The organism is Paenibacillus donghaensis (genome assembly GCF_002192415.1).
In the GTDB taxonomy this organism is placed as follows: Bacteria; Bacillota; Bacilli; order Paenibacillales; family Paenibacillaceae; genus Paenibacillus_AQ; species Paenibacillus_AQ donghaensis.
The window spans coordinates 7054476-7075547 of the sequence record NZ_CP021780.1; the positions used below are offsets into that span (position 1 = coordinate 7054476).

Annotated in this window: 16 protein-coding genes and 1 rRNA gene; 9 read left to right on the plus strand and 8 right to left on the minus strand. The window is 48.5% G+C overall.

Annotation, left to right across the window (positions count from 1 at the left end):
• Positions 1 to 185: 185 nt before the first annotated feature.
• The 7 genes from rsmG to rpmH all read right to left on the minus strand — a co-directional run bounded on the left by rsmG (position 186) and on the right by rpmH (position 6843).
• Positions 186 to 905, minus strand: coding sequence for a 16S rRNA (guanine(527)-N(7))-methyltransferase RsmG (gene rsmG, locus B9T62_RS31980; RefSeq protein WP_087918958.1), 720 nt, complete (start codon positions 903 to 905; stop codon positions 186 to 188).
• Positions 906 to 908: 3 nt separating this feature from the next.
• Positions 909 to 2795 carry a tRNA uridine-5-carboxymethylaminomethyl(34) synthesis enzyme MnmG gene (mnmG, locus tag B9T62_RS31985; protein ID WP_087918959.1) on the minus strand — a complete coding sequence of 629 codons (1887 nt, stop codon included), beginning with the start codon at positions 2793 to 2795 and terminating at the stop codon, positions 909 to 911.
• Between the two features lie 20 nt (positions 2796 to 2815).
• Complete coding sequence (gene mnmE, locus B9T62_RS31990) at positions 2816 to 4192, minus strand: tRNA uridine-5-carboxymethylaminomethyl(34) synthesis GTPase MnmE (RefSeq protein WP_087918960.1); 1377 nt, start codon at positions 4190 to 4192, stop codon at positions 2816 to 2818.
• 98 nt (positions 4193 to 4290) lie between these two features.
• Positions 4291 to 5025 carry an RNA-binding cell elongation regulator Jag/EloR gene (gene jag / locus B9T62_RS31995; RefSeq protein ID WP_087918961.1) on the minus strand — a complete coding sequence of 245 codons (735 nt, stop codon included), beginning with the start codon at positions 5023 to 5025 and terminating at the stop codon, positions 4291 to 4293.
• Between the two features lie 2 nt (positions 5026 to 5027).
• Positions 5028 to 5912, minus strand: a complete 885-nt coding sequence (yidC, locus tag B9T62_RS32000; protein ID WP_087920502.1) for a membrane protein insertase YidC — start codon at positions 5910 to 5912, stop codon at positions 5028 to 5030.
• An 86-nt stretch (positions 5913 to 5998) separates the two neighbouring features.
• Complete coding sequence (gene rnpA, locus B9T62_RS32005) at positions 5999 to 6349, minus strand: ribonuclease P protein component (protein ID WP_087918962.1); 351 nt, start codon at positions 6347 to 6349, stop codon at positions 5999 to 6001.
• Between the two features lie 359 nt (positions 6350 to 6708).
• Positions 6709 to 6843, minus strand: coding sequence for a 50S ribosomal protein L34 (gene rpmH, locus B9T62_RS32010; RefSeq protein ID WP_087918963.1), 135 nt, complete (start codon positions 6841 to 6843; stop codon positions 6709 to 6711).
• Between the two features lie 675 nt (positions 6844 to 7518).
• Here rpmH and dnaA point away from each other — a divergent pair.
• The 6 genes from dnaA to gyrB all read left to right on the plus strand — a co-directional run bounded on the left by dnaA (position 7519) and on the right by gyrB (position 13846).
• On the plus strand, positions 7519 to 8865 hold the full coding sequence (dnaA, locus tag B9T62_RS32015) for a chromosomal replication initiator protein DnaA (protein ID WP_087918964.1): 1347 nt from the start codon (positions 7519 to 7521) through the stop codon (positions 8863 to 8865).
• A gap of 197 nt (positions 8866 to 9062) precedes the next feature.
• Positions 9063 to 10205 (plus strand): DNA polymerase III subunit beta, encoded by a 1143-nt coding sequence (gene dnaN, locus B9T62_RS32020; RefSeq protein WP_087918965.1) that lies wholly within the window; start codon positions 9063 to 9065, stop codon positions 10203 to 10205.
• 46 nt (positions 10206 to 10251) lie between these two features.
• Positions 10252 to 10479 carry a S4 domain-containing protein YaaA gene (gene yaaA, locus B9T62_RS32025; protein ID WP_087918966.1) on the plus strand — a complete coding sequence of 76 codons (228 nt, stop codon included), beginning with the start codon at positions 10252 to 10254 and terminating at the stop codon, positions 10477 to 10479.
• Between the two features lie 24 nt (positions 10480 to 10503).
• Entirely contained in the window at positions 10504 to 11622 is a 1119-nt protein-coding gene (gene recF / locus B9T62_RS32030) for a DNA replication/repair protein RecF (RefSeq protein ID WP_087918967.1), read from the plus strand.
• A gap of 16 nt (positions 11623 to 11638) precedes the next feature.
• On the plus strand, positions 11639 to 11887 hold the full coding sequence (gene remB, locus B9T62_RS32035) for an extracellular matrix regulator RemB (protein WP_087918968.1): 249 nt from the start codon (positions 11639 to 11641) through the stop codon (positions 11885 to 11887).
• Positions 11888 to 11935: 48 nt separating this feature from the next.
• Positions 11936 to 13846, plus strand: a complete 1911-nt coding sequence (gene gyrB, locus B9T62_RS32040) for a DNA topoisomerase (ATP-hydrolyzing) subunit B (protein WP_087918969.1) — start codon at positions 11936 to 11938, stop codon at positions 13844 to 13846.
• Positions 13847 to 13944: 98 nt separating this feature from the next.
• Here gyrB and B9T62_RS32045 read toward each other — a convergent pair whose 3' ends face one another.
• Positions 13945 to 14811, minus strand: a complete 867-nt coding sequence (locus B9T62_RS32045; protein ID WP_087918970.1) for a YheC/YheD family protein — start codon at positions 14809 to 14811, stop codon at positions 13945 to 13947.
• Between the two features lie 274 nt (positions 14812 to 15085).
• On the opposite strand from B9T62_RS32045, the gene gyrA reads away from it, so the two are divergent.
• From gyrA to B9T62_RS32060, 3 genes are all read left to right on the plus strand, one after another.
• Entirely contained in the window at positions 15086 to 17638 is a 2553-nt protein-coding gene (gyrA, locus tag B9T62_RS32050) for a DNA gyrase subunit A (RefSeq protein WP_087918971.1), read from the plus strand.
• Between the two features lie 180 nt (positions 17639 to 17818).
• Positions 17819 to 18916: an HD-GYP domain-containing protein gene (locus B9T62_RS32055; protein WP_087918972.1), complete on the plus strand. Its 1098-nt coding sequence runs from the start codon at positions 17819 to 17821 to the stop codon at positions 18914 to 18916.
• A gap of 481 nt (positions 18917 to 19397) precedes the next feature.
• Positions 19398 to 20955, plus strand: a 16S ribosomal RNA gene (locus B9T62_RS32060).
• Positions 20956 to 21072: the final 117 nt, after the last annotated feature.

A 21072-nucleotide genomic window follows, 5' to 3' on the forward strand; every position in this document is an offset into this window, starting at 1 on the left:
CACATAATCATATTCTACAAACAGACCTAATTTTCCTGCCTGGCTGAGCTTTTCAAGCATTAGAGCATTATTTCAGAAAAAAAGATCAATCCCCCACCGTTACAGGAGATTGATCTAACATAAATGATCTGTTGTTTCACGTGAAACAATTAAATTAAATAAGACGAACTCTTACTGTCCACCTTCTATAATGGGGTTTTAGCTGGAATCCCCGCCTTGCGCGGGTATTTGACAGGTGTTGGAGCTGTTTTGGCGATAAGCACAATATGACGGGTAGATTCTTCAACCGGGAGTTGAAAAGCCTCCACCTTACTTACCTTGCCACGCAACTCCTTCAGACTGAATTTCGCTTCAGCCAGCTCTTCTGCAGGATCATTGCCTTTCATTGCGGCGAACACTCCATCCTTGCGGGCAAAGGGCAAACAGAATTCGTTAAGCAGAGACAGCCGTGCTACCGCACGTGCAGTAACCAGATCATAGGAGTCACGATGCTCTGACTTACGTGCTATGTCCTCTGCCCTGCCATGAATCAGCTGTACATCCTTTAATCCTATTGAATCACTTACGTGCTGCAGAAAAGAAATTCTTTTGTTCAGCGAGTCTACAATCGTCAGCTTCAGGTGGGGGAAACAAATCTTCAGCGGAATTCCCGGGAACCCCGCCCCTGAACCAATATCAGCTATATTCGTAATGTTATTCATATTCACATAGAAGGCAAGTGAGATGGAATCATAAAAATGCTTCATATATACCTGATCACGTTCCGTGATCCCGGTTAGATTCATCTTCTCATTCCAGGCTACCAACTCCTGATAATATTGCTCGAACTGGCTCAGCTGCTCCGCAGTAAGCTCGATTCCCTTGCGCTGCAGCAATTGAAGGAATTGTTCCGATACTTGATCCATAATTTATCCTTTCGCGGCCGTTACCCGGTTATAATGCTCAAGATGAACAAGCAGGATGGAAATATCCGCCGGTGTTACACCGGATATCCGTGAAGCCTGTCCAATGGAGATGGGAGCGATCTTGGTCAGCTTCTGCCGCGCTTCCATCGCCAGACCATGAATGGTGCTGTAATCAATATCAAGCGGAATCTTCTTCTGCTCCATCTTCAGCAGCCGCTCTACATGCTGCAGCTGTTTCTCAATATACCCGGCGTATTTAATCTGAATCTCAACCTGCTCCTTCATATCCTCATCCAGCATTTCGGGAGAAGGTGAAATCTGATCAACTAGGCTGTAGCCAAGCTCAGGACGACGCATCAGGGTCAACAGATTGCTGCCGTCGACGATAGGTGCAGATTCATATTGTTCAAGCACTGCATTTACCTCTACAGGTTTTACCTTAGTTTCTTTCAGCCGTTTGATCTCTTGATCTACCCGCTGTTTCTTATCAAGGAATGTCTCATACCGCTGCTGCGGAATCAGTCCAATATCATATCCAATTGGCGTTAAGCGCAGATCGGCATTGTCGTGACGCAACAGCAACCGATATTCTGCACGCGAGGTAAGCAGACGGTAGGGTTCGTTGGTGCCCTTGGTTACCAGATCATCAATCAGAACACCGATATAGCCTTGTGAGCGATCCAACACTATAGGCTCTTTGTCCTGTACCTTGCGTGCTGCATTAATGCCGGCCATTACTCCTTGTCCAGCCGCTTCTTCATATCCGGAGGTACCATTAATCTGTCCGGCCGTGAACAGTCCTGGCAGACGTTTGGTTTCCAGGGATGGCCACAGCTGGGTTGGAACCATGGCGTCATATTCAATCGCATACCCGTTGCGCATCATCTCTACCTTCTCCATCCCAGGAATCGAGCGTAGAACGGCTAATTGCACATCCTCGGGAAGACTGGTGGACAAGCCTTGAACATAGTATTCCGATGTGTTTTTACCTTCTGGCTCCAGGAAGATCTGATGCTGTGATTTATCGCTAAACCGTACCACCTTATCTTCTATGGAAGGGCAGTAGCGTGGACCTGTTCCTTCAATAATACCCGTGAACATGGGGGCACGATGAAGGTTGTCATTAATGATCTGGTGGGTAACCTCCGAGGTATAGGTCAGCCAGCAAGGCAGCTGCTCATTCGTTGATTCTTTGGTTTCAAAAGAGAAAAATTTCAGTTTGCTGTCTCCGGGCTGAATCTCCGTCTTGGAGAAATCAATGCTGTCCTTGTGCACACGAGGCGGTGTACCTGTCTTAAAGCGCACCAGATCAAAGCCCAGCTCGCGAAGATGCTCTGACAGTTTAATCGATGGTTGCTGATTATTAGGACCGCTCTCATAAGCCAGCTCACCCATAATCACCTTGCCGCGTAGATATGTGCCTGTGGTCAGGATTACTGCTTTGCTGAAATATTCCGTCCCTGTCTTAGTGACAACCCCAACACAGTGGCCATCCTCCACGATCAGGCGTTCCACCATTCCCTGGCGCATTGTCAGGTTAGGCGTCTTCTCCATCGTTTCCTTCATCGCATGCTGGTACAGGTATTTATCTGCTTGTGCACGCAAGGCATGGACAGCAGGTCCTTTGCCGGTATTAAGCATCCGCAGCTGAATAAAGGTCTTGTCAATATTGCGGGCCATTTCACCGCCCAGAGCATCTATTTCGCGGACGACATGGCCTTTGGCAGGCCCTCCAATTGAAGGATTGCAGGGCATAAAGGCTACCATATCCAAGTTAATTGTAATCATAAGCGTTCTACAGCCCATGCGTGCGGATGCTAGTGCTGCTTCACAGCCGGCATGACCGGCTCCAATGACAACTACATCATAGCTGCCTCCATTATAATTCATGTTGTATTTCCCCCTATCCTTCATTTGCCTAAACAGAATTGTGAAAATATCTGGTCCAGCAGAGAGTCGGCAGCCGTATCGCCAATAATCTCACCAAGCTGCTCCCAGGCCAGACGAACGTCAATTTGGATCATATCAATCGGAATCAGCTGTTCGGCCGCTTCATGGGCATCCTGCAGTGATTTATAGGCTTTGTGCAGCAGTGCAATATGTCTGGCATTGCTTACATATGTTAAATCGCCCGATTCCAGCTTGCCGCCGAAAAAGAGTGTTGAAATCGCATCCTCAAGTTTATCCAGGCCTTGCTCTTCAAGAACGGACATCGGAACTACGGCCGCTTCATCAAAAAAAGAAAACAGCTGCTGCTTGTCCAGCTTGGACGGTAAGTCCATTTTATTCATGATCACCAGGCATTGTCTACCGTGGATTTGTTCCATTAGTGCCAATTCATCTTCATGCAGCTCATCGTTATTGTTCAGCACCAGCAGGATCAGGTCTGCATCCAGTACAGCCGCCTTCGAGCGTTCCACTCCGATCTTCTCCACGACGTCCATCGTTTCACGGATGCCCGCCGTATCCAGCAGTCTAAGCGGAATGTTGTTGATCGTTACATATTCTTCTATTACATCACGAGTGGTCCCCGGAATATCCGTTACAATGGCTTTATTGTCGCGCGCAAGCGCATTAAGCAAAGAAGACTTCCCGACATTCGGTCGCCCGATAATGGCCGTTGTAATGCCTTCACGGAGAATCTTGCCTTCATTGGCTGTCTTAAGCAGCTGATTAATGCCTTGCATAATTTCGTTACTCTTGTCCTTGATGAAATCAGCCGTCACCGATTCCACATCATGCTCTGGGTAATCGATGTTGACTTCAATATGGGCCAGCATCTCAATCAGCCTGTGACGCATAAGATGAATCTTCTGCGATAAGGAGCCGCTGACCTGCTTCAAGGCTACGGAGAAAGCGCGGTCCGATTTGGAGCGGATCAGATCAATCACCGCTTCCGCCTGGGACAGATCAATACGTCCCCCGAGAAAAGCGCGTTTCGTAAATTCCCCCGGCTCGGCCAGGCGGATCTCCTGTTGAAGCAGCAGGTCCATGACCCGTCTTACCGAAATCACACCGCCATGGGCGCTGATCTCTACTACATCCTCCGTTGTGAATGAACGTGGACCTTTCATTACGGTAACCAGTACTTCTTCCTTCTTCTCCCCATCACGGGGATCAATAATATGTCCATAATGGACCGTATGGGTCTCGGCTTCTGTCAAGGGAATCCGGCTGCGGAACAGCAGCGCTACCTGGGACACGGCCTGCGGACCGCTTACCCGGATGATGGCGATGCCTCCTTCGCCTAATGCTGTGGATACGGCGGCAATGGTGTCACTGTACATGCTGTTGCTCTCCTTGTCTACTAGTCTTAAGTTTATCATATTGTAAAAAAAGCAATGACCCCTTTCGTGGTCAAGGAGTCATTGCGGCGTTTATGTCATTACTTCAATGTTATAACGACCCGGCGGTTCGGTTCTTCACCCTTGCTGAGGGTATTCACTTGCCGATGATCCTGCAGTCTGGAATGAATAATCTTGCGCTCCTGCGGTGACATGGGTTCCAGCACAACCTCTTTACGGGTACGGATCACCCGTCCAGCCAGCCGGTCAGCCAGTTCCTCCAATGTCTTCTTGCGGCGCTCGCGGAAATTCTCTGCATCGAGCACCAGCCGGATGAAGCTGTCCGAGTAGCGGTTGGCTACGATGTTAGCCAGATACTGCAGCGCATCCAGTGTCTGGCCTCTTCTGCCGATCAGCAGGCCCAGGTCCGGACCGGAAATTTGCAGTATGGTTGATTCCTTAGTATGGATGATTTCTGCTTCTACCTCTAGCCCCATGCTCTTGGCGACATCCACAATGAAACGAACGGCCTCTTGGTAAGCTTCCTCTACCGGTTGTCCGGAATCTTGGCGCGGCACACCGCCGGCGGCCTCCTGCTTGCTCTCTCTGGCTGACTGCTGAGGCAGTGACGGAGCACTCGCCGCTGATGCCGGTGCGGCTTCGGGAATCAAGGTCAGCTCAACCTTGGCACCTTTCGCACCGATCAATCCCAGGAATCCTCTTGATGGCTGTTCAAGCACAACGACCGTAACCCGGTCCCTATGCACTCCAAGCTCGGTAAGTCCCCGGTCTACAGCTTCTTCAATGGTTTTCCCTGTTGCGACGATTTTGCTCATTTTTACTTTTTTGCCCCCTTCGATGCTTTGCCGTTGTTCTTCTTCTTAAGATTCGGCGCATTTTTAGCCCTGGAAGTGGTGGAAACTGTACTGCTGCTACCTGCACCTGCGACTGCCAATTTAGCTATGTCGTTGTTGCGGTATAGGAAATAGTTCTGAATAATCGTGTAGATATTACTGTATACCCAGTACAGCGGCAGGGCTGCCGGGAAATTATAGGACATAATGAAGATCAATACAGGATAGACCATCATCATAAACTGCATGGGCCCTTGCTGCTGCACCGGATTCATCTTTGTCATCATCCGAGTCTGGACAAATGTTGTAATAGCAGCCAAGACTGGCAGGATGAACAACTTGTCCGGCTCGCCAAGCTGCAGCCAGAGGAAGGAATGCTCGCGCAATGCCGGGTTATAATAGATCGAGTTGTACAGGGCGATGAATACCGGCATTTGGACGATCAGCGGCAGACAGCCGGCAATCGGGTTAACCTTGTTCTCCTGGAACAGCCGCATCGTTTCCTGCTGTACTTTCTCAGGGGTATCTTTGTATTTGGTTTGAATCTTCTTAAGCTCTGGCTGGATCGCCTGCATGGCGCGCGAGCTTTTGACCTGCTTCATAGTAAGCGGCAGAATTAAGGTACGAACAATAATAACCATCACGAGAACGGCGAACCCATATTGTCCATTGAACCATTTGGCAAATGTGTCTAAAGCTATAGCAAAATAATAAACCACATTACTTTGCCAGAAGCCCCCATTTTTCAAATCCTCCGTCGTGTGAGTCACTGCAGTCGAAGAAGAGCATCCTGACAAAACAACTAAAGACAACATCATTAAAGCGATGAGGAGCAACCATTTTCCTCGTCTAGTCTTCATTACAGACACTTCAAAACCCCTCTCATAAACATTCCATTCCATCGTAAATGATACCATAATTATCAAGACAAATAAACAAGCCCCTTAAGGCTTACTTATTTACGGGAAGCCTTTAGCAGCTTGGCTTTGCGCAGCACATGAAGCACGCTTTTGTTCAGCTCGGCATATTCCTTCGACAGCGCCCCTTTTCTCACAATGAACACCATGTCCAATCCATCGACAATTTCCTCCTGATGAAGGCGGACAATCTCCTTGACCACTCTTCTCATCCGGTTTCGGACCACCGCATTTCCAACCTTCTTGCTCACAGATACCCCAAGCCTGAAGCGCTCTACCTCTTTTTTATTGAACCAGTACACCACAAACTGGTGATTGGCAAAGGACTTCCCATGGCGGTATACGCGGCTGAAGTCGGCACGGTTTCGTAGTCGTAAGCTTTTATGCACGGGACAATCTCCTTCATAAAAGACCGAAATCCATCGCTCCGGAATTTTTCTTCTACTTAGTATAGTCATCCTGCAGCTCCCATAAACGGCCGCAGCTGAAATTAAGCTTCTATATATAGGTTCAAATTCAACGTTAAAAAACCCCCGCAAGGAATAGCAACGCTATTTGCAGCGTAATCCATACCCTATGCCGAGGCAGTGGTAATGTTCTTCCTATAATTCAAGAAGAAACGGCCTTGTCGTCCTGTAAGGGACGGCAACCGTTTCTGCGAGAACTAGAAGGATAAAGTATTAAGTGAAATTTATACTATCTTATAGTTAAAAAAAGACCACCGCAGTGGTCCTTTAGTGGCCTTAGTCTAGGCACTCAACTTTTTGCGGCCTTTCAAGCGGCGAGCTGCCAGCACTTTACGGCCGTTTTTCGTGCTCATTCTTGTACGGAAACCATGAACCTTCTTGCGTTTGCTCACATTCGGTCTGAACGTCGGTCTCATCTGTTGCACCTCCCTTACAGGAACTTATTTACTGCCATATAAGCAGAAACGGTCTAGGCCGTTCTTTTAGTAGGGACAGTATCTACAAGTATTATCAATTAAATTTGGAGACATATCCTCACAGAAAACACCTTTATATATTTAAACACATTTTAGGCCAAAAAGTCAACCTGTGTCCCCCTGCTTCTTCCCTCTAATTCAAATTGTATTTATCCACACCCTCGAATCGGCACGAAAAGTAATCCACAGACTTCTGCACTTATCCACCTGTGACCAAATAAAATGTCGCGCGCCCTCGAATGAGCACAACCTGTGGATAACAAAAATGACGCATTGACGTAAGTTGTCGAACGGTGAACAAATTATCAACAATATGTAGTGTTGTGCTTAGAATTTGTACACAAGTGCTTGAATTTGTGGATAAAATGGGCCAGCGCATTGAAAAACAAGGGGTCTTTTGCTATGATGGTATTACTTTTGAATGTGAATAGATTTGTTTGTTACCCAAATTATCAACAAGCTGTGGATAAAGTTGTGAACAATTCAAATTTATCCATATTTTTTTGTCTCTTAATAATGCATACTGGGGATAACTCTCAGCATGAACCTATTTTCTTCGATATTTCCACTTCATGGCTGATGCCACATTTGGAAGATTTAAAGGAGTGACAGTCTGTGGACAGCCATACTTCCGAATTATGGCAGCAAATTTTATCGATTATTCAGACCAAATTAAGCAAACCGAGCTTTGATACCTGGTTTAAGGCTACTAAGGCTGTAACCTTTAACTCGCAGGTACTCATTATCTCGGCGCCAACAACTTTTGCCGTAGAGTGGCTGGAGAGCCGTTACACCAAGCTGGTTGGAGCAACCGTTTATGAGGTCACCGAGAAGCAGGTGGATGTAAAGTTTGTGATTGAGGAAAGCAAGCCTCCAGAGCTTGTGGTCCAGCAAACCGCCCCCTCTCCTGTTGTGTCGCGTGAAGAAGCGCAAACACATCTGCTTAACCCCAAATACACCTTCGACACCTTTGTGATCGGTTCAGGCAACCGTTTCGCACATGCGGCCTCGCTGGCCGTCGCCGAAGCGCCGGCCAAGGCATATAACCCCTTGTTTCTATATGGAGGAGTAGGTCTGGGCAAAACCCATCTAATGCATGCCATCGGGCATTATGTGCTGGAACATAACCCTAACAACAAGGTTATCTATATCTCGTCCGAGAAATTCACGAACGAATTTATTAACTCCATCCGTGACAACCGGGGAGAAAGCTTCCGCAACAAATACCGCAACGTTGATATTCTGCTTATTGATGACATTCAATTCCTCGCCGGCAAAGAGTCGACTCAGGAGGAATTCTTCCATACGTTTAATGCGCTGCACGAAGAACGCAAGCAGATTATTATCTCCAGCGACCGACCGCCGAAGGAAATTCCAACCCTGGAAGAGCGGCTGCGCTCGCGGTTTGAATGGGGACTTATCACCGATATTCAGCCTCCGGATCTGGAGACCCGGATTGCCATTCTGCGCAAGAAAGCCAAAGCAGAGAACCTGGATATTCCCAATGAGGCCATGATGTACATCGCCAACCAGATTGATACCAATATTCGCGAGCTGGAAGGCGCGCTGATCAGGGTTGTGGCTTACTCCTCACTCACCAATCAGGATGTAACCACCCATCTGGCAGCCGAAGCACTGAAGGATATCATCCCGTCCAGCCGGCCGAAGATGATCACAATGGCTGATATTCAGCAAAAGGTAGGCGAATACTACAATTTACGGCTTGAGGATTTCAAAGCACGTAAACGCACCAAAGCTGTAGCTTTTCCGCGCCAGATTGCCATGTATCTATCCCGTGAGCTGACGGATTATTCCCTGCCGAAGATCGGGGAAGCATTTGGCGGACGTGACCATACCACGGTAATTCATGCCCATGAGAAGATTACACAGCAATTGAAGATAGACCAGGAGTTGTACAAAGTGGTTAACAATCTTTCGGAAAAAATCAAAAATCCTACCTAACAGGAACAAAGAGCCTATGCACAATCTATACACATGTGAATAGGCTTAATTTTATGCGGTTTGAGGGGGTTATCCACATAAACGGCGCCCCTACTACTAATACTATTAAATAACTATAATAATTCATCTTATACACAGCGGTTTCGAAAGATGAAATATTCACTGCAATTTCCCAATTTTCAGCTAGGAGTGAAATTATGAAGATTAGCATTCTTAAAAATGAACTCAACGAATCCATCGGTCATGTATCCAAGGCCATCTCAAGCAGAACAACGATTCCCATTCTTACCGGTATTAAGCTGGAAGTCAGTCACCAGGGTGTTACATTAACCGCCAGCGATACCGATATTTCGATTCAATCGTTTATTCCTGCAGAGAATGACAGCCATACCATCGTGAAGGTGGAGCAACCCGGCAGTGTAGTGCTGCCTGCGAAGTTCTTCGTCGAGATTATTAAGAAGCTGCCCTCCAAAGAGATCCACATGGAGGTAAAGGAAGGATTCCAGACCTATATCTCCTCCGGTTCCACCGAGATTCAGATCGTAGGCCTTGATCCCGAGGAATTCCCTGTGCTTCCAAGCATTGAAGAGAATGAAACGATCTCTATTCCCGGCGATTTGCTGAAGAATATGATTAAACAGACGGCTTTCTCCATCTCCACACAAGAGACAACACCGATTCTGACAGGTATACTGTGGAATCTGACCGATAACGAATTTAAATTTACAGCGACTGACCGCCACCGCCTGGCTACCAGAGCAGCACACCTCGAAGGCACCGATAATGTGCAATTCGGGAATATTGTCATTGCCGGCAAAACGCTGAATGAATTAAGCAAAATCATCCCCGACCAGAATATGCTGGTGGATATTGTCGTAGCAGACAACCAGGTTCTGTTCAAAATCGACAAAGTGCTGTTCTACTCCCGGATTCTGGACGGAATTTATCCGGATACTTCTAGAATTATTCCGACAGCCTACAAAACAGAACTAACTCTGGACACAAAAAAACTCAGCGAATCGATCGACCGTGCTTATTTGCTGTCCCGCGAAGAGAAAACGAATATTGTCCGCATGCAGACACTTGAGCAAGGGGGCATTGAAATCTCCTCCAGCTCGTCGGAGCTGGGAAAGGTTCGTGAGGAGCTGGAGGTAACCGACTTCAAAGGCGAGCCGCTGAAGATCTCTTTCAACTCCAAATACATGCTTGATGTGCTGAAGGTCGTGGAAAGCGAGCAGCTGATGATTGCCTTCACCGGGATGATGAGCCCGATTATTCTAAGACCGCTGGACGAAAGCAACAGCATGTATGTGATTTTGCCGTACCGCACAACAAATTAAAACCGCTGTTCACAGCTGTGGATAAGTGGTTGAAAGGACAAAAATCATGAAAAAAATAGTTATCCACAGTGGATATATTAAGCTGGACCAGTTTTTGAAATTGTCAGATTGTGTATCCACAGGCGGGATGGCCAAGGCCTTATTGCAGGAAGGGCATGTGCTTGTGAACGGGGAGAAGGAAGAACGGCGTGGCCGAAAGCTGTATCCCGGTGATAAAATTGAGGTAGTGGACAACGGCACCTTTGAGGTTGAAGGCGGCGGCACTAAAGAGTAAGGCGCCAGAGGAGGAACCCTTTCCGTGTTTGTCAAAAATATCGGTCTGCAGCATTATCGGAACTACGGGCTGCTGCGTCTGGAGAACCTGGGCGACGTGAATCTGATTCTCGGACAGAACGCTCAAGGCAAAACCAACCTGATGGAGGCGCTGTTCGTGCTGGCGATGACCAAGAGTCACCGTACCTCCAAGGACCGCGAGCTGATCTCGTTTGATGCTCCAGGAGGTTCTGCACAGATTTACGCGGAAATACAGCGCAAGTATGGTGATCTGAAGCTGGAGCTGACGTTATCACCGCAAGGCAAAAAAGCCAAGATCAACGGGCTGGAACAGCGCCGGCTCAGCGAATTCGTCGGATCGCTGAATGTGGTCATGTTCGCGCCAGAGGATCTGGAGATTGTCAAAGGCACCCCGGGTATCCGGCGCCGGTTTCTGGATATGGAGATTGGCCAGGTACAGCCAAGTTATCTTTTTCATCTGCAGCAGTATCAGAAAGTGCTCCTGCAACGGGGCAATCTGCTGAAGCAATTATGGGGCAAAGAGGCAGCTGCGAAGGAGCTGCTGGACATCTGGGATGCACAACTTGTGGACCATGGTGTTAAAATCGTCAAAAAAAGGAAACAATTCATAAAGAAGCTGCAAGTATGGGCGGAAAGCATCCACCGGGGCATTACGAACGGCGGAGAAGAGCTGAAACTGCTGTATGTCCCTTCTTTCGGAGAGCGCGATGAGGAAGATGAAGCTGTCTTATTGAACAATTTTATGTTAAAGTTATCACAAACGAGAGAACAGGAAATCAGGCGCGGCATGACGCTGACGGGTCCCCATCGGGATGACCTGTCCTTTTTTATCAACGGAAGAGAAGCTCAGGTCTACGGTTCTCAAGGACAGCAGCGTACCACCGCCTTATCGCTGAAGCTGGCGGAAATTGAGCTGATCCATGAAGAAATCGGTGAGTACCCTGTGCTGCTTCTTGATGATGTTCTGTCCGAACTTGATCCATACCGCCAGACTCAGCTTATCGAAACCTTTCAGAGCAAGGTGCAGACCTTCATCACCGCTACCGGAATTGAAGGGCTAAGCGCCGATAAATTAAAGGGTGCAGTTCTACATCATGTTCATGACGGAACAGTGGAGTTATAAAGAGCGGAGGAAGAATATGTACATCCATTTGGGCGGAGATAAGATCATTCGATCCTCAGAATTAATCGCTATATTTGATATTTCGATTGAGAAATCTTCGAAGGTATCCAAGCAGTTCGTTACCCATTCCCAGCAGGGCAAGAAATTGGAGCAGATTGGTGAAGAGGAAGCCAAGTCTATTGTGGTAACTAAGAATACTGTGTATTATTCCCCCATCTCCTCCTCCACCCTCAAAAAAAGAGCAAAAGTGTTATTGGAAATATAACAGCATTACTTGAAACAAAGAGATAATCAGAAAGAAGTAGGTGAAGGCATGTCAATGAATCAACCGACATATGATGAGAGCCAGATTCAGGTACTGGAAGGGCTGGAAGCAGTCCGGAAACGTCCGGGCATGTATATTGGCTCCACTAGCGCTAAGGGTCTGCATCACTTGGTATGGGAGGTAGTCGATAATAGTATCGATGAGGCACTGGCAGGTTATTGCGACCGGATTCAAGTGATCATACAGGCAGACAACGCCGTGACCGTTATCGATAATGGACGCGGAATTCCTGTAGGCGAGAATGTTAAACTTAAGAAATCAACGCTTGAAGTAGTTATGACTGTCCTGCATGCAGGCGGTAAATTCGGCGGTGGTGGATATAAAGTTTCAGGCGGCCTGCATGGTGTGGGTATTTCCGTAGTGAATGCCTTGTCCGAGAAAGTCGTTGTTACGGTTAAACGTGACGGACATGTCTATCAGCAGGAATATAGACGGGGCGCACCACAGTATGACATCAGAATCATCGGAGATACAGAAGAGACGGGTACAACAACAACGTTTTATCCTGATCCGGAGATTTTTACCGAAACGACCACCTTTGAATACTCAACACTGCTTACCCGTATCCGCGAATTGGCCTTTCTTAACAAGGGCATTGAGATTTCGCTGGAGGATGAACGTACGGAGGTGTCCAACAACTTTAAGTACGAAGGCGGTATTGTTGAGTATGTGAAATATCTGAATGAGAAAAAAGAAGCGCTGCACGAGGATCCGATCTACGTGGAAGGCTCACGCGATATGATCCAGGTGGAGGTCGCTCTCCAATATAACGATTCGTATACCGAGAACATCTACTCTTTTGCAAATAACATCAACACCCATGAAGGCGGAACGCATGAGTCCGGCTTCAAGAGTGCCTTGACGCGTATCATTAACGATTATGCCCGTAAGACAGGTGTCATCAAAGACAGCAACTCCAATCTTACCGGGGATGATGTCCGTGAAGGCCTGACAGCGATCATTTCAGTTAAGATTCCTGAGCCGCAATTTGAAGGGCAGACCAAAACTAAACTCGGCAACAGCGAAGTGCGCGGAATTGTAGAATCCCTGTTCGGGGAGAAGCTGCAGCAATTCCTGGAAGAGAATCCTGCCGTTTCCCGGCGTGTCCTGGACAAATCGTTGTCCGCTTCCCGCGCCCGCGAAGCTGCACGCAAGGCACGTGAGCTAACCCGCCGCAAGAGTGCACTGGAAGTAAGTGCGTTGCCCGGCAAGCTGGCCGACTGTTCGTCCAAGGATGCTTCGATCAGCGAGCTGTACATCGTCGAAGGTGACTCTGCCGGCGGATCGGCCAAGCAAGGCCGTGACCGCCATTTCCAGGCGATTCTTCCGCTGCGCGGCAAGATTCTTAATGTGGAGAAGGCGCGTCTGGACCGTATTCTGTCCAATGCCGAAATCCGCAACATCATTACTGCTCTGGGTACAGGCATCAGTGAGGACTTCGATCTCTCCAAAGCTCGTTACCATAAAGTGGTCATCATGACCGATGCCGACGTTGATGGAGCGCATATCAGAACTTTGCTGCTGACCTTCTTCTACCGTTACATGCGCAAGCTAGTGGATGCGGGGTATATCTATATTGCCCAGCCGCCTCTCTTCAAGATCGAGCGCAACAAGGTAATCAAGTATGCGCAGAGCGAGAAGGAACGCGATGAGATTATTGCTACTTTCGGAGAAAACGTCAAAGTGAATGTCCAGCGCTACAAAGGTTTGGGAGAAATGAACGCAACCCAGCTGTGGGATACAACGATGGACCCTGAATACCGCATGATGCTGCAGGTAACGATTGAGGACGCAATTCTGGCTGACGGCATGTTTGATACGCTGATGGGCGACAATGTTGAGCCAAGACGCGAGTTTATTCAAGAGCATGCCAAGTATGTCAAGAATCTGGACGTATAATTCAACCAGAGCCAGCTAAGAGCTTATCCTTACTGAATCTGATCAAGAGCCTCCAGCCCCTGGGTTTAACAGCTTAGGGTGCTGGAGGCTTTTGATTATTATTTTCCGGATTTTCTTTTCTTGCGCTTCGAGGTGGGCAGCGGCTTGGCAGCCTTCAAGCGGCCATAGGCAGTCGCATAGCGCTGTATTTTACGGTAGATCCGCTTATCCTTATGAAATTGCTTAAAGGCGATAATGGACGGCAAGGTGTTTACCTCCAGCAGCCACAGCTCGTGGTGCTGGTCGACTGCTACATCGAGTCCAATCTCCTTAATGGATGGATATGCCGTTTCCAGCTGCCTTGCCATCTGCACCCCCATAACTTTTAACTGGCTGATGGTACTTTGAGCTTCTGCCACGTCCATGTGCTCCTTCAGCAGAACATCAACCGCCGTCACCGCCCCTCCGCTGTGATAGTTCGTCACAATCTTCTGGGGAGCGGCAACTCTGCCGAGCATTCCGGTGGTTTTCCAACCACCTGCAGGAGTCTTCTGGGTAAGCACGCGCAGGTCAAAGGGGCGGTTCTGGCGGGTGAGCAGATCGATCCCCTGCTGAGCCAGATAGGTACGGCCTTTGAGCCGTTCCAGAAGCACTTCGTGCAGCTCCTGCAGGGAAGAGAAGATACGGGCCATTTTTTCATAGCGCAAAATATACATGATTTGAGTATCAGCGGCAGCTTCCAACGGATCCTTCTTCTCGGGTTTCCCGCCAGGGATAAGGGTGACCATCCGCTTCTCGGCTCTCATTACCCCGCTGCCATAGGTTCCGCGGTCAGGCTTTATATATACGGTTGCATATAAATCGAGCAGTTGCTCGAGAGCCTCGTGACTATACTTGCGGGTATCGGGAATATGGATTGCAAGTGAGGGGTTTTGTAAAAGGACCATCGTCTTGGCCCATTTGCTGGAGACCCGTTGTATCCTCATTATCTTCCTCCTTAAAAGTTCTCAAGCTACCTAAACAATGGTATAATATCAGGATATGGGGTTCTACTTTCTGGGACGTAATGGTGCTTAAATCCATCATTCTTGTCTTTACAGTCTATGTACCAAAGGCATTTGCGGAAAGGGCATATACCCTTATGGCGGCAAAAGAAATTAATCATAGAATATCAAAGGCTATTATGTTTAATTGTGCTACTTTTGTGAAAGTAATATAATAAAGGGTAGCGGTTTTTAACTGAAGGAGGTCCACCAACTCATGGCTGAACAAAATAACCCGCAAGTCAAAGATCGGGACATTGGTGAAGAAATGCGCGAATCCTTCATGGATTACGCAATGAGCATTATTGTTAGCCGGGCTTTGCCGGATGTGCGGGACGGACTCAAGCCGGTTCACCGACGCATTTTGTTTGCGATGTCGGAACTTGGCATGTCGTCTGATAAGCCTCATAAGAAATCGGCAAGAATCGTGGGTGAGGTCATTGGTAAGTACCACCCGCACGGCGACTCAGCCGTGTACGAGACGATGGTACGGATGGCGCAGGATTTCTCTATGCGGTACATGCTTGTGGACGGTCACGGGAACTTTGGTTCCGTAGACGGAGACATGGCTGCAGCGATGCGTTATACCGAAGCCCGCCTTTCCAAAATCGCCGGTGAAATGCTGCGCGATCTGAACAAGGAAACCGTTGACTTCGAACCCAACTATGATGGCGAAGAGAGTGAGCCCGTCGTGCTGCCTTCCCGTTATCCCAATCTGCTTGTAAATGGGGTATCCGGTATTGCTGTAGGGATGGCTACCAATATTCCGCCGCATAATCTGGGGGAAGTCATTGATGGCGTACAAGCCATGATCCGCAATCCTGACATTACTCCAATGGAGTTAATGGAATATATTCAAGGCCCCGATTTCCCCACAGCGGGATATATTCTTGGCCGCGAGGGCATCCGCCAGGCTTATCGTACCGGCCGGGGTTCAGTTACGATGCGCGCCAAGGCGACTATCGAGGAGAATAACGGCAAAGCGCGTATCATCGTACACGAATTGCCATACCAGGTCAACAAAGCAAGATTGGTAGAAAAAATTGCCGAATTGGTACGCGAGAAGCGGATTGACGGAATTACCGATCTGCGCGATGAGTCTGACCGCAACGGTATGCGTGTAGTGGTTGAGATGAGACGGGACGTTAACCCTAGCGTTGTGCTTAACAACCTGTACAAGCATACCTCCATGCAGTCAACCTTCGGGATTAATATGCTGGCTATTGTAAACAAAGAGCCGCAGATCCTGAATCTGCGTGATGTGCTGCATCATTATCTGCAGCATCAGATCGAAGTCATTCGCCGCCGTACCATCTTTGATCTAAAGAAGGCAGAAGCCAGAGCACATATTCTGGAAGGTCTGCGGATTGCACTCGATCATCTGGATGAAGTGATTTCCTTGATTCGGGCTTCCCGAACTACGGACATTGCCCGTGATGGGTTGATGAGCACATTCAGTCTTAGCGTAGAGCAGGCCCAGGCGATCCTTGATATGCGGATGCAGCGCCTGACAGGTCTGGAACGCGAGAAGATTGAGAACGAATATAATGAGCTGCTGGCCAAGATTGGGGAATATCGCGAGATTCTGGCCAATGAACATCTGGTGCTTGAGATCATCAGTAACGAGCTGCAGGAAATTCGTGATAAATATTCCGACGACCGCCGGACCGAAATTACCGTAGGTGAAGAAAGTATCCTTGATGAAGACCTCATTCCGCGAGAAGAGGTTGTCATTACCATTACTCACACCGGTTATATCAAACGTCTGCCTGTCAGCACCTACCGCAGCCAGAAGCGCGGCGGACGAGGTGTGATCGGGATGGATACGAAGGATACGGATTTCGTGGAGCATCTCTTCGTGAGCAACTCCCATAACTATCTGATGTTCTTCACCGACAAAGGCAAGGTCTACCGGATCAAAGCCTATGAGATTCCGGAGCTGGGACGCACGGCACGTGGAACACCTATAATCAATCTGATTCAGATTGAGCAGGGTGAGAAGATCAGTGCGGTTATTCAGGTAGAGGATGGCGACAGCGACAAATATCTGTTCTTTGCTACCCGCGAGGGGATTGTGAAGAAGACGCCGCTGGAGGATTACAATAATATCCGTAAGGGCGGACTGATCGCCATCAATCTTCGTGAAGAGGACTCTCTCATTGAGGTGAAGCTGACCGACGGCCAGCAGAATCTGATTATGGGTACAGCACGCGGAATGTCGATCACGTTCTCCGAGAACGATGTACGGTCTATGGGCCGCAGCGCGACCGGTGTCAAAGGCATCACGCTGGACGGCAATGACCATGTCATTGGCATGGATTGTGTCGACAAGGAGCTTGAAGTATTGATTGTTACAACTAAGGGTTACGGCAAACGTACACCGGCCGTTGACTATCGTTCACAGACCCGTGGCGGTAAAGGTATCAAGACAATCAATCTTACCGATAAGAATGGACCGGTAGTAGGTCTTAAGGTCGTTAAGAAAGACGAGGACCTGATGATTATTACGACCAGCGGTACCTTGATCCGTACCAGCATGGACGGCATATCGACAATGGGTCGCTATGCACAAGGGGTTAAGCTAATCAACATCCGTGAGGATGATGCTGTAGCTACGCTGTGCCGGGCGGACAAGAATGAAGAGGATGAGCTTTCCGAGCTGGAAGAAGGCTTGGACGCTCTGATGACAGAACAGGATTCGGAAGGAACAGAGACTGACCTTAATGAGACTGGATCTGAAATCGAAGCAGAAGACGAAGATATGGAATAGGTTGTAATGCAGAGCAGGAGTTTCTTCTATAGAGACTCCTGTTTTTTTATATATAAGTAAGTATAAGTTGCCCTCTCTTTCAGAGGACGCCGAAGCAGTTTCTACTTGCCACTAGTCGCTTGCGGGTATCCATATTATAATCAGAGAAAGTAATGCCAGAGAATTTAAGGGGTTGAGTTAGTGCCAAGCCTACCAGCTGCAGAAGTACAAGCAGGTTCAAAAATCATCCAGGATGTAATCACACCTCTGGGAAGCACGTTATTCGCCAAAGGTAAAATACTATTGCCACGCGATCTAGAGATTCTGCAGGCTTTTTTGATTCAGCATGTAGAGATTGAAGGCAGTGAGAATGAAAACAAAACTGCCGAGCCGACAAAAGTGGCATCCAAGCAGGCAGCGGTTAAGACAGGCTCTATTGTAAATGAGACACTGCTATCCAAAAGCAATTCACCGCTGCACGATGAGTATGATAAGATGCTGGTCCTGATCAAAAGCAGCTATCGTTCCGTTGCCGCGGCTTCGTTGCCTATATATGAGCTGCGCAGCCAGCTGGAGCTGTTAATCAGCCACTTAAATGATTATCATGTTCTGAAATTTACCCCCCATGTACTCAGTGAAGAGGATTACAACTATCATAATGCTGTATTGTCGGCATTAACCTGCTACAAGCTGGCCGGATGGTGCGGATACCCGCAAAAGGATTGGATGCAGGCTGCTTTTGCTGGACTGCTTCATGACATTGGCAATACCAAAGTAGATCCGGCACTGCTGCTTAAGCCTGATTCGCTCAGCAGCAGTGAGAAAGAAGAAGTCCGCAGACATACTACCTACGGCTATCAGCTGCTGCGCAACGTTACCGCTATTAATGAGGGGGTTAGACTTGCCGCATTGCAGCATCATGAGAAGGTGGATGGCTCCGGATATCCGTTAAGGCTGGAGGGCTCACAGATTCATTTCTATGCCAAGCTTGTAGCCGTCGCGGATATTTTCCATGCCATGACGCTGGAAAGGGCTTATCGAAAGCCACAGTCGCCTTTCCTTGTGTTGGAGCAGCTGCTTAAAGAAAGCTTCGGGATGCTTGATCCTGTGATCGTACAGACGTTTATCCAGAAGACGACGGATCTGTATAACGGAACAAGGATTCGACTTAGCGATGGCCGTCGCGGAGAGATAATATTCACTGACCGCAGCAATCCTACAAGACCCATGGTCCAGGTTGAGGGCAAGATCGTGAATCTGGCTATTGAGCGGGAGCTCTATATACAAGAGATCATATAGAACACGATTGTTTATTGTCGCTAACTGCTGATTCTGCCCCTGCATAGAGTATCCAGAGGTGCAGAATCAGTGGTTATAGTCTTTAGTTCATCTTTAATAGTAATAGATTAAAAAAAAGCTTGCAATCCAATTCTGCACATGGTATATTCTTATTCCGGCCAAGAAAGCTAAATGCTTCGCTCGAAAAGAACTTGAAAAAAAGAGCTTGCATTACACGGTTGGATATGATATATTATAAGAGTTGCTGGTGACGCAAACATCACTGACAACGAGAACTTGATCTTTGAAAACTGAACAACGAGGAGTGGGATTTTGCGAAAGTAAAATCCAAAAGAAGATGAGTTTCACGCAAGTGGAGCTTGTCGGTAGAGAATGCAAATTCTCGTCAGATGTTTCAAAATGAGCATATCGCTCTTTTCAATACTTTATCGGATGGTTATTTTCTCGGAGTGATTCGGGGAAGTGATTGCTCGATAAAACCAATTTGGAGAGTTTGATCCTGGCTCAGGACGAACGCTGGCGGCATGCCTAATACATGCAAGTCGAGCGGAGTTCTGTTGAAAGCTTGCTTTCAACAGGATTCAGCGGCGGACGGGTGAGTAACACGTAGGCAACCTGCCCCTTAGCCTGGGATAACTACCGGAAACGGTAGCTAATACCGGATAATTCCTTGGTTCTCCTGAACCGAGGATGAAAGGCGGAGCAATCTGCCCTTAAGGGATGGGCCTGCGGCGCATTAGCTAGTTGGTGAGGTAATGGCTCACCAAGGCGACGATGCGTAGCCGACCTGAGAGGGTGAACGGCCACACTGGGACTGAGACACGGCCCAGACTCCTACGGGAGGCAGCAGTAGGGAATCTTCCGCAATGGGCGAAAGCCTGACGGAGCAATGCCGCGTGAGTGATGAAGGTTTTCGGATCGTAAAGCTCTGTTGCCAGGGAAGAACGTCCGGTAGAGTAACTGCTACCGGAGTGACGGTACCTGAGAAGAAAGCCCCGGCTAACTACGTGCCAGCAGCCGCGGTAATACGTAGGGGGCAAGCGTTGTCCGGAATTATTGGGCGTAAAGCGCGCGCAGGCGGCTATTTAAGTCTGGTGTTTAAACCTTGGGCTCAACCTAAGGTCGCACTGGAAACTGGGTGGCTTGAGTACAGAAGAGGAAAGTGGAATTCCACGTGTAGCGGTGAAATGCGTAGATATGTGGAGGAACACCAGTGGCGAAGGCGACTTTCTGGGCTGTAACTGACGCTGAGGCGCGAAAGCGTGGGGAGCAAACAGGATTAGATACCCTGGTAGTCCACGCCGTAAACGATGAGTGCTAGGTGTTAGGGGTTTCGATACCCTTGGTGCCGAAGTTAACACAGTAAGCACTCCGCCTGGGGAGTACGGTCGCAAGACTGAAACTCAAAGGAATTGACGGGGACCCGCACAAGCAGTGGAGTATGTGGTTTAATTCGAAGCAACGCGAAGAACCTTACCAGGTCTTGACATCCCTCTGAATCTGCTAGAGATAGCAGCGGCCTTCGGGACAGAGGAGACAGGTGGTGCATGGTTGTCGTCAGCTCGTGTCGTGAGATGTTGGGTTAAGTCCCGCAACGAGCGCAACCCTTATGCTTAGTTGCCAGCACATCATGGTGGGCACTCTAAGCAGACTGCCGGTGACAAACCGGAGGAAGGTGGGGATGACGTCAAATCATCATGCCCCTTATGACCTGGGCTACACACGTACTACAATGGCCGGTACAAAGGGCTGCGAAACCGCGAGGTGGAGCGAATCCCAACAAAGCCGGTCTCAGTTCGGATTGCAGGCTGCAACTCGCCTGCATGAAGTCGGAATTGCTAGTAATCGCGGATCAGCATGCCGCGGTGAATACGTTCCCGGGTCTTGTACACACCGCCCGTCACACCACGAGAGTTTACAACACCCGAAGTCGGTGGGGTAACCCGCAAGGGAGCCAGCCGCCGAAGGTGGGGTAGATAATTGGGGTGAAGTCGTAACAAGGTAGCCGTATCGGAAGGTGCGGCTGGATCACCTCCTTTCTATGGAGAATCGTTTCCTGAAACGGAAACATTCGAACAGAAGCGTAAGCTTCTATAGAACCTTCGGGTTCAACACACTCACTCGTTGCTCAGTTTTGAGAGTTTAAGCTCTCTGTT

Bases quoted from the DNA above. Each gene is read 5' to 3' on its own strand.
- rpmH (WP_087918963.1), bottom strand. From the start codon at position 6,843: ATGAGACCGACGTTCAGACCGAATGTGAGCAAACGCAAGAAGGTTCAT.
- gyrB (WP_087918969.1), top strand. From the start codon at position 11,936: ATGTCAATGAATCAACCGACATATGATGAGAGCCAGATTCAGGTACTG.
- mnmG (WP_087918959.1), bottom strand. From the start codon at position 2,795: ATGAATTATAATGGAGGCAGCTATGATGTAGTTGTCATTGGAGCCGGT.
- remB (WP_087918968.1), top strand. From the start codon at position 11,639: ATGTACATCCATTTGGGCGGAGATAAGATCATTCGATCCTCAGAATTA.
- rsmG (WP_087918958.1), bottom strand. From the start codon at position 905: ATGGATCAAGTATCGGAACAATTCCTTCAATTGCTGCAGCGCAAGGGA.
- gyrA (WP_087918971.1), top strand. From the start codon at position 15,086: ATGGCTGAACAAAATAACCCGCAAGTCAAAGATCGGGACATTGGTGAA.
- yaaA (WP_087918966.1), top strand. From the start codon at position 10,252: ATGAAAAAAATAGTTATCCACAGTGGATATATTAAGCTGGACCAGTTT.
- B9T62_RS32045 (WP_087918970.1), bottom strand. From the start codon at position 14,811: ATGAGGATACAACGGGTCTCCAGCAAATGGGCCAAGACGATGGTCCTT.
- mnmE (WP_087918960.1), bottom strand. From the start codon at position 4,192: ATGTACAGTGACACCATTGCCGCCGTATCCACAGCATTAGGCGAAGGA.
- dnaN (WP_087918965.1), top strand. From the start codon at position 9,063: ATGAAGATTAGCATTCTTAAAAATGAACTCAACGAATCCATCGGTCAT.
- jag (WP_087918961.1), bottom strand. From the start codon at position 5,025: ATGAGCAAAATCGTCGCAACAGGGAAAACCATTGAAGAAGCTGTAGAC.